Consider the following 16,833-nt stretch of genomic DNA (forward strand, 5'->3'; position numbering starts at 1 on the left):
GAGGTCGGGTGCTGGCGGGACAGGCGAAGCGAGACGAATCGGCCACGGGGTGAGGAGGAGAACGTGAAAGCAGCGAAGGCCTGGAATCGCAATCGTCGCCATGGGGTTGCCTTCGCGCTCAGCGTTCTTCTTGGAAGCCCAATGGCGGCGCAGACGACGGGGGACGGACGCGAGCTTCGACGGGTGCAGGAAGTCGAGCTGCTGCGAGGCATGGCCGAAGGGAAGTCGGAGCGCGGCGTGATCGCGAGCTACCTCGCCGAGCATCCGGGACGCGAGCGCGAGCTCTTCGCCGAGGTCTCTCCGGTGGCCGCGAGGCTCGAGGAGTCGCTGCAGGCGCTCCAAGACCTCGCGGCTCACGCAGAGGATCGGTCGGCCCTGCGAGCGAGGGTGCGAGGCCTGCTCTCCCAGCTCGTCGCCCGGGAGCGAGAGGTCGAAGGTGACTTCGCCGAGGTCGGTGCTCGCCTGCGACAGGCCGGGATCGGCGGCGAGATCGAAGCGCGGCGCTTGCGCGCCGAGTCGGCGACTCGCGAACGCCTTCACGGCCTCGTCGTTGCCGCTCAGACCTTGCTTCGGGTGCTCGGTGAGGAGACGCCGGTGACCGGTGGGGGAGCCAATGGGTCGATCAGCACGGAGGATCAGCCTCTCGTCGAGAGAGAGCGTCGCGAGTTGTCTGAGCTCTCCTCGCTGGCTGCGTCCCTCGCGGAGTCGCGGGCCGGCGTCGAGAATCGACCACTCCTTCGTGCGGCGACCTTGCCGTACGCGACGCGCGACCTCGCTCCTCGCGCTCCTCGGATCGCGCCGGCGATCGTTCCGTCGTACTCCCAGCTGACGCCCTCCGATCCGACGAGTGCCGATCTCGCAGAGACTCCCGAGGCGCCGCTTTCGGCAGAGATTCTCGAGCAGGCTGCCGCGCTCGATCACGATCCAGTACGGCTCTTCGAGTTCGTACGCAATGAGCTCGTCACCGAGATCTACGCCGGCTCGCTTCGCGGAGCGGAGGGGGCGCTGCGGGCGCGTCGCGGCAACGATGTCGACCAGTCGTGCCTTCTCGTGGCGCTGCTGCGGGCGAGCGGGCTGCCGGCGCGCCTGGTACGCGGTGTTGCCGAGGTCTCGGCCGAAGAGCTGCAGGCGGAGCTTCGGCTTCCTACTTCCTCGGCGGTCGTCGCCGCACTCCGCCGCGCCGGGGTGTCGTCGAAGGCGGTGATCCGTGGCGGCCGTGTGGCGGCCGTCGAGATCGAACGGGTCTGGGTCGCAGTCCACGTACCCTACGCCAACTACCGTGGGTCCGTCGCGGACCGATCCGGCGAGACCTGGATTCCCCTGGCTCCCTGGGCGAAGCGAGCGGCGGGCGCTCTACCCACCGGCGTGGCCACGGTGATGGGCCTCTCGGCAGATGCGATCGCCGCCTCGTATCTGGGAAGCCCGCAGAGTGGTCTGCCGCTCGGTCTCGTTCGCTCGCAGGTCGAGCTCCACTTGGCGGCGAGCGCTCCGGGAGCGACGTACGCCGACCAGCTCGGGTCCCAGGCGATCGTGGTCGAGCGGCTCGGCATCCTGCCTTCGTCGCTTCCGTTCGACGTCAAGGCGGTGACGTGGGAAGGGCCCGCGCTGGATGCGACCGAACGTGCGTCGGTGCGGTGGGTCCTCCGGGCCGACGAGCGAGCGGATTCGTCGGCCATCTTCACCGCGACGGTCCCGCTGTCGGCTCTCACCGGAAGGCGGGTCACGCTTTCCTATCTGCCGGCGACGGTCGACGACCACCGCACCGTCCTTCTCTGGGGTGGTCTCGGGTCGGTGCCGGCCTACCTCGTCCACCTGCGGCCGGTCTTGAAGGTCGCGGGCCGTCAGGTCGCCGTGGGTGAGGACCTGCCGATGGGGGCGGCACATCGGCTGGAGATCGAAGTGAGTGGGCCGGGTTTCCTCGAGACTGCCGACCAGACGCTCGTCGCGGGGAGCTATCACGCCCTGGCCTTCGGTGCCCCCACGACCGTGCCCGCCCTTGACGCGGGAAGCGATCCGGCCGACAGCGAGCAGATTGCAGCACGCCTCCTCTCGAGTGTCGCCCATCAGTATGCCGCACGCTGGGATGCCTCCGAGGACGAGGTCGCGGCGCTGTACGACCTGCTCTGGTTGCGCCCCGTGCCATCAGCCGTGTTTGCTTCGATCGCCGCGTCCGTCGAAGCGCATTTCGGCCTGCCATGGGCCCTGCGCTTCGAAGGGGTCAACCTGGACGCGGCGTTCCGCGCCGCCGAGCCGGTGGCGCGCTCGGTCGACCCTGCCCCCGAACGGAATGGGCTGTTGCTCTCAGGACTCCAGGGGTCTGCGCTCGAGCATGCCGTCTTCGAGGACCTCTTCCTCGTCGATGCCATCTCCGCCGACAAGGGACTCGGGATCGCCAGACAAGAGGGAGTCGCGATCGAATCGGTCGACGCCGCCAACGCGAGCACGGTGGTGCCGACACTCTCCGTCTCGCCGGCAGTTCGTGACGCCGTGGCACAGTGGGCAGGGCGGGGAATGCGCGTCGAGATTCCGCGGACGGAGGTCTCGCGGAACGCCTGGAGGGGCGCGGTCTTCCGCGTCGACGACCCGGTTTCCGGCGCCTCGGGGTACTTCCTCTCCGGCGGCCTCGCCGGTGGCTCGACGACGGAAGAGCCGGAGAGCTGGCTGCTGCAGTTCCTGGCCGCCGCGCTCGCCGCGCCGTACGACGAACCGAACCTCGATCCGCTGGCCGGAGCCACGATCCGGAAGGTGGAGACGACCGATCGACAGCGCGGCGAGGTCGCTCAGCTCCTGCCGTTGCCGTTGGCAGTCCTGGTGCATGACAGCGTCGGCAGGCCCGTCGTCGCTGCACGGGTCACCTTCGTCTCGTACTCGGGTGGCGGTCGCTTCCTCGACGAAAGCGACGTGGCGGTGGAGCGCCTGAGCGTGACGACGAACCCACAGGGCATCGCGAGCGCACGCCTTCGGCTCGGGACGAGCACGGCGGTCGATCCGGTGTACGAGTTGAAGTCACCTGGCGACACCTATCCGAGTCGTCTCGGGGCTCACCTGGTCGAGGTGACCGTGGCGACGCACGACGGCGACCTCGCTCTCGCGGCACCGTTCACGGCTCTGGCCTATCCCGGAGAGCCCTCGACGCTGGTTCGCACCGATCGCCCGATCGGCCAGATCGTGCCGGTCGACAGCCTGGCGATCTGGGTCGACACGATGGCGATCCAGCCGCAAGACCAGTTCGGCAATCCCGTGTCGAACGTGCCGATCGACGCACGGATCACGATGACAGGACCTGCCGACCCGACCTGCACGAACGACCCGCCCGTTGTCGGGGCCGCGCCTGCCGCGGTGTTCGACCGCGAGGAATGCGATATTCCGTATCCGTTGCTCGGCCAGTGCGGCGGCGAAACCGTCACGGCCTGGTCGACGGCGAAGGGCGTGCGCCTGGGGGTCATCTCGGGAAACCAGCTGCAGGCGTTCTTCGTGGAGGCGCGTTCGGGCGGGGTGCCGCCGGCACGGCAGGACTACAGCCTGATCTACACGCAACCAACGGGCACCGGTGCCTGCCGGCCGTTGCGGTCGGCGGTGAGAGTGGCCTCGTCCTGGCTCTCCGACGAGCTCGGCCACAACATCCAGGCCGCTCGCCCGAGCAGTTGGTACGGGCCGATGCGCTTCGAGTTGCTCGTCTTCGACCCGTTTGGCGGGAGCATCTGCAACTACTGCGCATTCAACGTGCTCGAGTACCAGGAAGATCCCAGCCGCTGCCCGGATCCGGTTGCGCATCCCCCCCAGCCGATGGCGCCGAACGGGGGTGTCTGGGTCAGGCTCCCGGACGACCGGTTGGAGTCGCTCACCCTCTCGGTGACGAACGGAGGCTCGGCGACGTCGCCTCTGCGGCTCGACGAAGGCCTCTTCGAAACGACCCTGACGACGGGAGCCGTGGTCGGGGAGAACTTCGTCGAGGCGGACATCGTCACGCATGCCGGGTGCTGTCCCAGCTGGAACTGCAGCCAGACCCCACTACCCACCGCGAGTCGTCAGAACGTCACTTCGGTTTGGACGGTCTGGCCGATCGTCAGTGGTGTCGTTCCGTATCCGATTCCTCTCGATGACCAAGGGCAGACGAGCGAACCTGCCGAGATCCACTATGCGATCTCACCGCCGGTCTACTTTGCCGCCAGCGCAGAGGTGGACTTCGTCGTCCACGACGAAGAGGTCGCGACCGGCACCGGGAGCAGCCGGCAGGCCGGTGGGGTCTCGACGGTGCAGCGCGGCCTGGAGATCGATCCGGGGCTCGAGTACAGCGCTCAGCTCGTACTCAACCGGGGTACCGCTGCAGAGGTTCGCTCGGACCTGGTCCCGCTGCCGTTCGCCCAGCAGCTCTTCGCCGAGGTGGATGGACAGGTCACGCTGAGCCAGGATGTCGACCTCGTCAACCACCGTGTCTGCCTCCAGCCGGATGCCTTCCACTTCCTGCTGACGCGGGAAGCGACGGTGCGGCTCGACCTCTTCGGACTCATGGCGACGCCAGATGGAGGGTATGCCGACGACGGTAGTCACGTGGCCCTTCTCCCCGAAGGCGTGATGTCGGCGGGCCCTCACGACGTCGAGGTCCTGCCGGGAGACGTTCCGCCCGGTCGCTACCGATTCGTACTCCACGGGGTAGCGATCGACAACGGGAAGACGGAGACGCACGAAGGGATCGCCCTCTCGGAGCTGACCAGTCGCGACGCGCTGCCGGTCGGCCACGAGCTCGTCAAGGGTGTCGACCTCTTCGACGGTCACTTGACGATCTCGCGCGAGGACTTCGTCGTTCCCGGACGTGGTGGCCCGGCGCTCTCACTCTCCTTCTCCCGCACCTATTCGTCGAGCGCTGGCGGAGAGGGTGGCGAGCTCGGTCTTGGCTGGTCGATGAACTGGGGCTCGAAGGTGATCGTCACGCCGTGTGGCGAGGCGATCGTCATCGGCGGCGAAGGCTCGGGGATGCGCTTCGTCGACGACGGGGCCGGCGGGCTGCGTCCGCTCAAGGGCTACCACGGCTCGCTGGTCGCCAATGCGGACCGGTCGTTCGACTTCTTCTCGAAGAACGGCACCCGGTTCCACTATCTGTTCGCAGGCGGACAGGAGTGGGAGCTCGACCGCGTCGCCGACCCGGACGGCAACGAGACGCGGCTGATCTACGGAGCGAGCTCGCAAGCAGGACGTCGCCGCCTCGCCTCGGTGGCGGACGCCTCCGGTCGGTCGCTTCGCTTCACCTGGGAGCGACGCGAGTTCGCTGGATGGAAGGGTGAGGTCATCACCCGGGTCGAGGGCCCCGGCGGTATCTCGCTCGATTTCGCGTATGACGCCTTCGGGAACCTCGTCCGCGCTGCCCGCGAAGCGTTGGCGGTCGAGACCTACCGTTACGAGCTGCGACCGGCGGAGGCGTTCGATGATGCGCACGTCCTCGTCGAGGCGCGTGACGTGCTGCGTGATGCGGCGACGTCCTACAGCTACCAGCGCGGGGCGATCGGGGTTCAGGGAGCGCTCACGGTACCTCGAGCCCTGGTGAGCGAAGTCACCGAGCCGGAGGGGGGAACGACCCGGTTCGCCTATGACCTCGCCGCTCTCGCCGCGCTCGGCGGCGGCGGGACCTCCACGCTTCAGGTGGTGGTCACCGATCGGCGCGGCAAGCCATGGGTGCACCGCTTGAACGGGTACGGCGCACCGATCGAGCGAGTCGATCCACTCGGCCATGCGTCACGCACGAGCTGGACACCGGACGACATCCTCGTCGCCAGTCGGACCGACGAGAACGGCGTCGTCACGAGCTACACCTACGACAGCTTCGGTAACGAGACGAGCTCGTCGATTTCGGTCGTGGACGCAGACGGTGCGCCGCATTCCTACTCGACGTCGACCGTCTACGAGCGACCGGAGCGCTTTGCGCCGCCGCACATCAAGGACCGCCCGTCGCGACGGGTGGACCGCAACGGGGCCACGACCGAATTCTCCTGGGACGGGAAGGGGCACCTGGTCGAACAGTCGGTCCTGGTGCAGAACGTCGACGGCGGGGTCGAGCGAGTCGCGATCGGTCGGACCTACGCGGCGAACGGCGACCTGCAGCTGTTGATCGATCCGCGTGGCGAGCGACGAAGCTTCGCCTACGACAGCTACGGCAACACGATTCTGGCTGTCGACCCACTGGGCGGCGAGACCAGGCGCACCTTCGACGTGCGGAGCCGAGCGACCTCCGAGACCGACGCGCGAGGCAATACGACCTCCTTCGAGTACGACGCGCTCGATCGGCGGATCCGCGTGAGCTACCCGCCGACGGGCGGCCAGGCGGCCTCCGAGAGCGTGATCTACGACGACGCTGGCCGTCGCCGCACGGACGTCGATGCTCTCGGGCGCGCGACGGTGACGCAGCTCGATCGCGAGGGTCGCGTCCTCTCGCTCGACAATCGGGCCGGCGGTCGCAAGGAAATGGCCTACGACCCAGACGGCAACAAGGTGGCCGAATCCGGTTGGTTCGACGCGTCGACATTGCGAAGCGATACCTCCTTCGCGTACGACGACGCCGGTCGCCTGGTGCAGCGCAACGAGCCGCTCGGTCGACGCACGACCTATGAGTACGACCCGGCAGGGAACGTCGCTCGCGAGACCCTGTCCGACGACGGAGACCCGTCGTTTTCCGCCCACGTGACGGAGAGCCGCTACGATGCGATGAACCGGCGAATCGAGGTTGCGCGGAAGAACCTGAGCGAGTGGGCCCGACAGCGGACGGTCCTCGACGGCGAGGGGCGGGTCGTCGGAGAGGTGGATCCGCTCGGCCGGCGCACGACGCACCGCTACGACGAGCTCGGCCGACGGATCGAGACGCTCGAGCCCGAGTGGCGAACGGGCGCGCGGCGGACGTCCCAGTGGCTCTTCGACCGGAATGGCAACCGGATCGAAGAGCGCCGGCTGAACCAGCGACTGGCGGCGAGTGGTGGCTGGGAGTCGGCGGACCAGGTGCGTCGCTTCCGGTTCGACGCGCTCGACCGTTTGCACGAGGTGGTGGACGCCGAGGGGCAGCTCTCGGTGTTCGACTACGACTCGGTGGGCAATCTGGTTCGCGAGATCAATCCGCGCGTCGCCGTCACCGAGCACAGCTACGACGCGCGCAACCGGCGCATCGAGACACGGCAGCGGCTCGACCGCTTCACCCAGCCGGCGCGCTCCGTGGTGACCACCTTCGGGTACGACGCCGTGGGCAACCTCGTCCGCACGGTGCTGCCGCACGGCAACACGGTGGTCCGGAGCTTCGACGGTCTCGACCGGCCGCTCGCCGAAGCCGATGCGCTCGGCGCGCTCGCCTCCTTCACCTACGACGCGCGCGGCAACCGGCTCACGGAGAGGGATGCCAACGGCGGCGTCACGACGAGCGTCTACGACGGGCTCGGCCGGCGGACGTCGCAAGATCTCCCGGAGTCGCGCCATCTCGAGTGGACCTACGACGCAGCGGGCAATGTGCGCAGTGCGACGGACGCGCGCGGGAACACCACCCGCTTCGACTTCGACCCGCTCGACCGCCGGGTTCGGGCGACCGATCCGGCGCCGTTCGCTTTCGCCCGCGAGACGACGTGGGACCTCGCGGGCAACCGCGTGAGCGAGACGGACCGTCGCGGGCAGACGACGCGCTTCGAGATCGACGCACTGAACCGGGTGACGCGGATCGTCGACCCGCCGGCGGCGGGCACGTCGCGTCGGTTCACCTACGATGCGATCGGCAACGTGGTCGAGGAGGTCGACCGTCGCGGGATCGCGACGCGGACGAGCGTCGACCGGGAGAACCGTCCGACGGCAAGGACCCGCGCCGGGGTCGAGCTCGAGCGGGTGGAGTACGACGAGGCGGGCAACCGCCTCTTCGTCACCGACGCCAACGGCAACACCACCGGCTTCCTCTGGGACGAGCGCAACCTCCTGCTGCAAGAGAACCGGCCGCTCGCGGCGATCACCCGGCACGTCCTCGACGACGTGGGTGACCGCGTCGAGACGGTCGACCCGGAAGGGCACCGGTCGCACTTCGCCTACGACCTGCGCCGGCGGCAGACGAGCGCCACGAACGGCGCCGGCGAGCGGACGAGCTTCTGCTACGACGGCGTCGGCAACCGGACGGGGATGCGGCGCCCGAAGAGCGCGGCGAGCGGCGATCCGTGCGTGCCCGGCCCGGGGGGCTGGAGCTACCGCTACGACGGTGCCCACCGCCTGAGCGGGGTGACGGACCCGCTGGGCCACGAGACGACGTACGGCTACGACGGCAACGGCAACCGCACCGTCCAACGCGACGCCAACGGCCATGCGACGAGCTTCGTCTACGACGCGCTCGATCGTCTGGCGAGCAAGACCTACCCCGACGCGGCGGTCGAGAGCTACGGCTACGACGAGAACGGCAATCGCACGACGCTCGTCGACCCGAAGGGGCAGCCCTTCGCCTTCACCTACGACGCGCTCGACCGGCTGGCGACCGAGACGCTGCCGAATCCGTCGCCACGGACGGGTGACGAGCTGACGAGCCGGGTCACCACGCACGACGCCAACGGCAACGTCACGAGCGTCGCCGAGCAGTACTCGAGCTCCGGCGCGGCGCTCGTGACGACGAGCTACGACGACTTCGATCGTCCGCTCGCGACGACGAACCGCTACGGCGAGACGACGACGCTCACCTACGACGCCAACGGCAACCGCCGGAGCGTGCGGGACTCCGACGGGCAGGTGACGAGCTACGCCTACGACGCGCTCAACCGCCTCGTCTCGCAGACCGGGGCGGGCGGGGTGACGACGTCGGAGTACTTCAAGAGCTCGCTGCTGAAGACGCGGACCTACCCGAACGGCGCGAGCGCGACGCACGGCTACGATGCGGCGAATCGCCTCACCCGCCTCGACAACCGGCAGAACAGCGCGCTCGTCGCCTCGTGGGCCTACGCCTACGACGCCAACGGCAACCGGACCGAGCAGGTCGAGACGAACGGCGGCGCGCCGGAGACGACGAGCTACGCCTACGACGCCGCCGATCGCCTGCTCGAGGTGGCGTACCCGGAGAAGACGGTCGCGACGACGCTCGATCCGGTCGGCAACCGTCTGACCGAGGTGACGACCGACGCGAGCCACGCGCCGACGAGCTCGAAGACGTACGCCTACGACATCCGGGATCGCCTGCTCTCGATCGTCGACAGCGTCGCCCCGGCGAACAACGCCACCTTCACCTGGGACACCAACGGCAACCAGACCGGGAAGAGCGCAGGCGGCGTCCAGCACGGCTTCCTCTTCGACGCCCTCGATCGCCTCGTCGAAGTCCAGCGCAACGGACTGCTCCTCGAGCGCTACACCTTCGACCCATCCGGCTACCGGATCCGCAAGGCGGGTTCGGACGGGATCTTCCGCTACGTCCGAGACGACGGGGCAATCCTGCAGCAGAAGGACGACGCCGGGACGACGCTGGTGCGCTACGAGTGGGGCGGCGACCGGCTGGTGGCGATGCACCCGGCAACCGGCCAGCGAAGCTTCTCGCTCTTCGACGGCCTGGGCTCGCTGACCGCCTGGAGCCAGACCGACGGCTCCCTCTCCCTCCGCCGCAGCTTCGACGCCTGGGGCAACCTCCGCCACTCGACCGGCACGACCCTCGCGCCCTTCGCCTTCACCGGCCACGAGCTCGACGCAGCGACCGGGCTGACTTACGCCAAGGCGCGCTTCCTCGACACGGAGGTGGGGAGGTTTCTCAGCGAGGACCCGTACGGCGGCGATGGCGCGACGCCGCCCTCGCTGCACCGGTATCTCTACGCGTATGGGAATCCGACCTTCTACTGGGACCCGGATGGCCGCATTGCGGTTCTCAAGGAACTCCAGGAAGAGCTAGAGAACGCAAGTGAAGAGGCCATCGACGCGGGAACCGGCCCGCTTCGCTCACCGGCTGATCGGGTAGTGGCCCGGGCCGCTGGCTCAGCCGTCTTGGGCCTCGCTGCGAAGGGAGTAGGCCTGATCAACGCCGTCGCGAACGTCGTGATCGGTGGCGGGGCGCCGGGTTCGAGACTTGGGCAGGAATCCCTGGGTGAGATCGCCGATGCAGCGGAGAAGGTCGAGACAGCGATCAGAAAGGGAGTCGAACGTGTTGTCGAGGATCCAGCGGGCACGTTCAAGGTCGTGGTCGAGGCTCCGTCGACTGCAGCGCGGGAGCTCCTCGACCGCGCAGTCGGTGTTCAGCCGACGAGCGAGAGAGAGCTCACCCAGATGCTGGGTGGTGGAATCGAAACGGGAGTTGAGGTCGCAGCGGGTGGGGCTATCGCGTCGCGCCTTAGTCGAGCAGTTTCAGTGGAGGAAGCAGTCGCAAAGGATCTCGTCGAAGAGGGCTTGAACGCTGCCAAGAACGAGACGCAGCATCTGTCGAACAAGGCCCTTGGTAGGCTCCGGGAGAAGCGGCTGCAGGCGAAGCTGGAGGCGCGATTCGGGAAGGACAATGTCCTGCGGGAGAGAACACTTCTCAACGCTCAGGGAGAAAAGGTCGTGGACCCGTTGACTCAGGAAGGCCGGCGAGTAGACTTCGTTGTCTTGGATGACAAGGGCAACGCGAGATTCGTCGTAGAAGCGACGAGCCGGAATCAAGTGGCGGTAGGCGGCAAGGCACCTCAGCTCTTCAAGGAGACCAATATCCGCGCGCGCGGTGGGACTTTCGTCCGGAATCCGAGAACCGGACAGCTCGTCGATGTCTCGAAAACGCCAACAAGGGTTGTTGGGCTGGAGCCTCTGAAATGAGCACCGACGAAGCAGTCATCGCGGACATTTCGGTCCATCTCGCAGCGTCGAAGAACAGACGCTATCGAGCGAGCATCTTCGCGCTTTTCCACGCATTGGCGCTATTCCTGCAGGACAACGGACTTACCACGCGGCACTTGCTCGGCCGCGAAGAGATGCCGCCAGAGGACTTCAGAATTGTGCAGTCGGATCTCACGCCAGAGGGGCTCGAAGTGATGAAGCGGGCACTCCATCGATGGGTTGCAGGGATCGTAGCCTCAAAGTGGCCTGTGTCCGACACGTCTGTCCTGAGGAAGGCGCTTGAGATGGGCAGGCGAACAGACATCGTGGGCGACTAGAACCTATCTCATAACCGTTGTAGCACTCGGCGCAGTTTCGTAGAATCGCAGCCGTGCGGCGATTGAGCGACGAGCACTGGAATCGGATTCGGGAGCACTTCCCCGAGGAGAGCTATCCGAGCGACCGTCCTGGTCGCAAGCCGGTGCCAGCGCGCGAGGTGCTGGACGGTGTGCTCTGGATCCTCAACACCGGAGCGCAGTGGCACATGCTCCCGCAGTGATATCCGAACTACAAGACAGTTCATCGTCGGTTCCAGCAGTGGTGTCGCGAGGATGTTCTGCGCGAGATCTTGACGCAACTCGCGGATGATCTGCGGGACGTGGGCGTGATCGACGAGCGCGAGAGCTTCATCGATGCGACGTTCGCATTCGCCAAGGGTGGCGACGACGAAATCGGCCCCACGAAGCGCGGCAAGGGCGTGAAGATCCTCGCGATCGTCGACCGGCATGGACTTCCGCTTTCGGTCAGCACCCACGCAGCGAATCACCACGAGGTCACGCTGGTGCAGTTGAGCTTCGACTTCTACATGCTGGAGGCGAAGCCGGAGCACCTGATCGGCGATCGTGCGTACGACAGCGATCCGCTCGATGCCGAGCTGGCCCGCGAAGGCGTGAACCTCATAGCGCCGCACAGAAGCAACCGAAAGAAGCGCAAGACTCAGGATGGCAGGTCACTTCGCCGCTACGCGCGTCGCTGGATCATCGAGCGCTTCTTCTCGTGGATTCAGTGGAAGCGCCGGCTCCTTGTCCGATGGGAGTACTACGCCGAGAACTTCCTCTGCTTCGTGCAGCTTGCCGCCATGACCGTCCTGCTCAGGCGAATTTGAGATGGGCTCTAATCGAGGTCGATCCGACTTCTTGGATCCCCACCTGGAAATCGACCCTTGCGGGGACGCGAGCGCCGGGTCTCAGCAGGGGAGTGCACTTGGACCCCAGTTTCTGACCTGTTAGACGCCGCTATGGCTGGCCCGTGGGAATGGCCAATTCCTGCACGATGGCCTCTCGGCAAAACGCTGCGATACACGCGTTGCGGTTGTAGGTCTCATTGTTGCAACTACCGTAACTCCTGCAGTCAATTCGACTGCCGACACTTCGGCCGTTGGCCTTGCATTCGATGATGTTGGGCTCCGGAAAGCTCATACCCCAGTCGAGGAATGGAATGGCCACAGAATCTCGCCTGATGTACAAGCGATCGACTTCCTGCCGCTTTAGGTACTGGGCAGCAACGGCCTCGCGCGAAAGATATGAGGCATCGACCGCATCGCGGCGAAGATACTGCTGATCCACCAGCTCCTTCTTCACGTAGGAGCTATCGACAGTCCGGCGAGGAATGTAGTCGCGCTCCACGACTTCGAGGGGTACGTCAGTAGTGCCGCCGCCCGTCGCCGGACTGCCCGTAGCTTCAACGGGCCAGATGCCAAGCCCTCCCGTAGCAAGCGCAAGTCCAAGGACCCCAAGCAGGAGGCGCTGTGCGACTGTGAGTTCTACAGTGATCGCCTTCGCCTGCACCCTCCCAAGTACGCTTAGGAGAAGAAGCGCCAGAGCAAGGAGGATCGCAACCGCGCCCAGCACGATCAAGAGAGTTGGGGTGGACTTCAGGAGCTGCTGTAGGACTTCCATTGTGCTCTTGACCTCCTCGACTCTAACTGCTGTGGCCGCCGGCCACCGAGGCGCGGCGGCTAACTCTGTATTCGGCCCCATCCCGCCTCCTGCGTGGGTCGGCGACCATGGCGCTTCTTGCCGTGTAGCGCCGGCGGGCGGAGGGCGACGCGCGGGGCGGGAAGTCCAATGACTGGATTACTTGCGGTCAGTCTAGGAAGCTGTCTGGCGGATGTCAAGCGTGGCGTGTAGCTCCGGATAGAACCGCAGCGGTTGAGGCCATCGCCGGGTTTGCGCACGTCAGGGCTGCCGCGGTCGAGGACGTGGGTCTGGATTAGCGCGGTGCTGACGTCGCGGTGGCCGAACAGCTCCCAGACATTGCTGATGTCGTAGCCGGCCTCGAGTAGGTGGGTTGCCAAGCTCTGTCCCAGGGTGTGGAACGAGGCCGGGTTGGCGGTCCCAACCTCTCGCACCGCGCGTTGGTTCGTACGCTGCGCGCAAATCGTGGAGGTGGTGGCGCGGACGCTGCCGGCGATCGGCTCCCGCGAAGAGTGCGGTGCAAGGGTGACGTGCCACCCGAGTGTCCGATCGCCGAGGCGGCCTAGCGTCGTCTTGGAATCTCGGACATGACTCAGGGCTCTCCGCCTTCCCCAGGGACGAGGTGCCACCCGAGTTCAAGATCGCCGCGACGGCCCAGAGTCGTCTCGGAATCTTGGACCTGAGTCAGGCCTCTCCGCGGAGGAGGATCGTATCCTCTTCGAGCGGAGTCGTGAGGTCGCCGTGCTGAGAACGAGACTGAGCCTTCGGGCGACGCCCGTCGAAGGGCGCGAGAGGGCTCTCTTGCGCAGCCTTCGGCCGCAGCAGGCATTGGTGCAGACGACGCGCTTCGAGATCGACGCACTGAACCGGGTGACGCGGATCGTCGACCCGCCGGCGGCAGGGACGTCGCGTCGGTTCACCTACGATGCGATCGGCAACGTGGTCGAGGAGGTCGACCGTCGCGGGATCGCGACCCGGACGAGCGTCGACCGGGAGAACCGTCCGACGGCAAGGACCCGCGCCGGCCTCGAGCTCGAGCGGGTGGAGTACGACGAGGCGGGCAACCGCCTCTTCGTCACCGACGCCAACGGCAACACCACCGGCTTCCTCTGGGACGAGCGCAACCTCCTGCTACAGGAGAACCGGCCGCTCGCGGCGATCACCCGGCACGTCCTCGACGACGTGGGTGACCGCGTCGAGACGGTCGACCCGGAAGGGCACCGGTCGCACTTCGCCTACGACCTGCGCCGGCGGCAGACGAGCGCCACGAATGGCGCCGGCGAGCGGACGAGCTTCTGCTACGACGGCGTCGGCAACCGGACGGGGATGCGGCGCCCGAAGAGCGCGGCGAGCGGCGATCCGTGCGTGCCCGGCCCGGGTGGCTGGAGCTACCGGTACGACGGTGCCCACCGCCTGAGCGGGGTGACGGACCCGCTAGGCCACGAGACGACGTACGGCTACGACGGCAACGGCAACCGCACCGTTCAACGCGACGCCAACGGCCATACGACGAGCTTCGTCTACGACGCGCTCGATCGTCTGGCGAGCAAGACCTACCCCGACGCGGCGGTCGAGACCTACGGCTACGACCCGAACGGCAATCGCACGACGCTCGTCGATGCGAAGGGGCAGCCCTTCGCTTTCACCTACGACGCGCTCGATCGGCTGACGACCGAGACGCTGCCGAATCCGTCGCCACCGACGGGCGACGAGCTGACGAGCCGGGTCACCACGCACGACGCCAACGGCAACGTCACGAGCGTCGCCGAGCAGTACTCGAGCTCCGGCGCGGCGCTCGTGACGACGAGCTACGACGACTTCGACCGTCCGCTCGCGACGACGAACCGCTACGGCGAGACGACGACGCTCACCTACGACGCCAACGGCAACCGCCGGAGCGTGCGGGACTCCGACGGACAGGTGACGAGCTACGCCTACGACGCGCTCAACCGCCTCGTCTCGCAGACCGGGGCGGGCGGGGTGACGACGTCGGAGTACTTCAAGAGCTCGCTGCTGAAGACGCGGACCTACCCGAACGGCGCGAGCGCGACGCACGGCTACGACGCGGCGAATCGCCTGACCCGCCTCGACAACCGCCAGAACAGCGCGCTCGTCGCCTCGTGGGCCTACGCCTACGACGCCAACGGCAACCGCACCGAGCAGGTCGAGACCAACGGCGGCGCGCCGGAGACGACGAGCTACACGTACGACGCGGCGGATCGATTGATCGAGGTGGCTTACCCGGAGAAGACGGTCTCCACGACGCTCGACCCGGTCGGCAACCGGCTGACCGAGGTGACGACCGACGCGAGCCACACGACGACGAGCGCGAAGACGTACGCCTACGACATCCGGGATCGCCTGCTCTCGACCGTCGACAGCGTTGCGCCGGCGAACAACGCCACCTTCACCTGGGACGCCAACGGCAACCAGACGGGCAAGAGCGAAGGCGGCGTCCAGCACGGCTTCCTCTTCGACGCGCTCGATCGCCTGATCGAAGTCCAACGCAACGGACTGCTCCTCGAGCGCTACACCTTCGACCCGTCCGGGTACCGGATCCGCAAGGCGGGTCCGGACGGGATCTTCCGCTACGTCCGCGACGACGGAGCGATCCTGCAGCAGACCGACGACGCCGGGACGACGCTGGTGCGCTACGAGTGGGGCGGCGACCGCCTGGTGGCGATGCACCCGGCAACCGGCCAGCGAAGCTTCTCCCTCTTCGACGGCCTGGGCTCGCTGACCGCCTGGAGCCAGACCGACGGCTCCCTCTCCCTCCGCCGCAGCTTCGACGCCTGGGGCAACCTCCGCCACTCGACCGGCACCACCCTCGCGCCCTTCGCCTTCACCGGCCACGAGCTCGACGCGGCGACCGGGCTGACTTACGCCAAGGCGCGCTTCCTCGACACGGAGGTGGGGAGGTTTCTCAGCGAGGACCCGATCCTCGGCGAGGCGAACACGCCGCCCTCGCTGCACCGGTATCTCTACGCGTACGGGAATCCGACCTTCTACACGGATCCGCTTGGGCTCTATAGCTGGAACGAGTTCAAGCAGGACGTGGCGTTCGCCGTGGATGTCTACGTCGAAACGCAGAAAGGCATGTGGGATCCGCGCAACGCGGGCAAGAACGCCCAGCGAGCGCTCGGCGGAGCCATCGGCGCCGGGAAGTTCGTGGGCGAGACTGTGGCGAGCGGAGCGAGCCTGGCCCTCGACACCGGGCTCGTGGCAGCAGTCGTGCCAGGCGCTCGCCAGCGAAACGTCGACCGGCTCAAAGCACTCGAAAACTTCGTCTCCCACCCAGTGCAGACGGTCGTCAGCGCCCACGAGCAGGCGATCGCCCGGATCGAAGAACACGAGGCTAAAGGCGAGTACATCAAGTCCGGCATCGTGGGCGGCGAGCTCGGAGCCTCGGACGCGGCGGCGGTGATCGGTGGCGCCGAAGCGGGCGTGGCGGTGGCGCGAGGCGCTGCCCGGCTCGCGACGCGTGCTCTTTCGGTCGATTTCGCTGGGGTCGAAGTCGGCCTTGGAGAGGGGGCCGTGGGCGCGGTCGAGGACCTGGCGCCGAAATTCGAGCCACCGGTGGGTGCCTCTCAAGCGGTCAGGGTGAGGGGCGTCGGGATCGGCGAAAGCGCGACGGGAGCCGTCGAAGTGGCGGAGGTGCAGGTCACGCGCGGCGTGTCGGCTGAGGTGAGTGCTGGTGTGGGTGGAGCCGCGCCCGTCCGAGCCGGTCAGTTCGGGGAGAGTGTCGGGACGCGTGTCTCTGGATTGCCGAAGAATACACGTCGTATCCCCAGTGCAAGTGGCAAGCGCGAGTATCGTATCCCTGACCACATGGACGAAGCTGAGCGGTTCATCCAGGAAGACAAGGCTGTCGGATCGCAGTACCTGTCCAGCCAACTCTTGGACTACAAGGCTCATGTTCTGCGCGCCGGAGGAGCTGGGCGCGTTCAGATTCTGATCGATGAAACGGCTGAGATAACGAGATCTCTACTTCGGGAACACCTAAACCCGGGAAGCCCGATCAAGCTGAAGGCCGATAAGCTACGCTCACCCAGGAAATAGGGGGCCTTATGGAGTTGGAGCAAGCCCTTAGTTGTGA

The 16,833-nt window shown here is 67.0% G+C and carries 5 protein-coding genes and 1 pseudogene; 4 read left to right on the top strand and 2 right to left on the bottom strand.

Translation table 11 applies throughout. From position 1 onward, the window contains the following. Nucleotides 1-63: 63 nt before the first annotated feature. The 3 genes and pseudogenes from IPJ17_07020 (at nt 64) to IPJ17_07030 (ending at nt 11,926) form a co-directional block, all read left to right on the top strand. Nucleotides 64-10,761 (top strand): hypothetical protein, encoded by a 10,698-nt coding sequence (locus IPJ17_07020; GenBank protein QQR75321.1) that lies wholly within the window; start codon nt 64-66, stop codon nt 10,759-10,761. After that, nucleotides 10,758-11,099: a hypothetical protein gene (locus IPJ17_07025; GenBank protein ID QQR75322.1), complete on the top strand. Its 342-nt coding sequence runs from the start codon at nt 10,758-10,760 to the stop codon at nt 11,097-11,099. The genes IPJ17_07020 and IPJ17_07025 overlap by 4 nt, the downstream gene beginning before the upstream one ends. A gap of 53 nt (nt 11,100-11,152) precedes the next feature. Then, nucleotides 11,153-11,926 (top strand): annotated as a pseudogene (locus IPJ17_07030) (IS5 family transposase). Between the two features lie 130 nt (nt 11,927-12,056). Here the strand turns inward: IPJ17_07030 and IPJ17_07035 are convergent. Next, on the bottom strand, nt 12,057-12,719 hold the full coding sequence (locus IPJ17_07035; GenBank protein QQR75323.1) for a hypothetical protein: 663 nt from the start codon (nt 12,717-12,719) through the stop codon (nt 12,057-12,059). Nucleotides 12,720-12,778: 59 nt separating this feature from the next. Beyond that, complete coding sequence (locus tag IPJ17_07040) at nt 12,779-13,366, bottom strand: tyrosine-type recombinase/integrase (protein ID QQR75324.1); 588 nt, start codon at nt 13,364-13,366, stop codon at nt 12,779-12,781. A 172-nt stretch (nt 13,367-13,538) separates the two neighbouring features. Here IPJ17_07040 and IPJ17_07045 point away from each other — a divergent pair, with 172 nt between their 5' ends. Continuing rightward, entirely contained in the window at nt 13,539-16,796 is a 3,258-nt protein-coding gene (locus IPJ17_07045) for an RHS repeat protein (protein QQR75325.1), read from the top strand. Nucleotides 16,797-16,833: the final 37 nt, after the last annotated feature.

It is taken from the genome of Holophagales bacterium (assembly GCA_016699405.1).
In the GTDB taxonomy this organism is placed as follows: Bacteria; Acidobacteriota; Thermoanaerobaculia; order Multivoradales; family JAGPDF01; genus JAAYLR01.

What these genes read in the sequence shown, in the direction of transcription:
- IPJ17_07025 (QQR75322.1), top strand. Translation starts at nt 10,758, where the DNA reads ATGAGCACCGACGAAGCAGTCATCGCGGACATTTCGGTCCATCTCGCA.
- IPJ17_07035 (QQR75323.1), bottom strand. Translation starts at nt 12,719, where the DNA reads ATGGAAGTCCTACAGCAGCTCCTGAAGTCCACCCCAACTCTCTTGATC.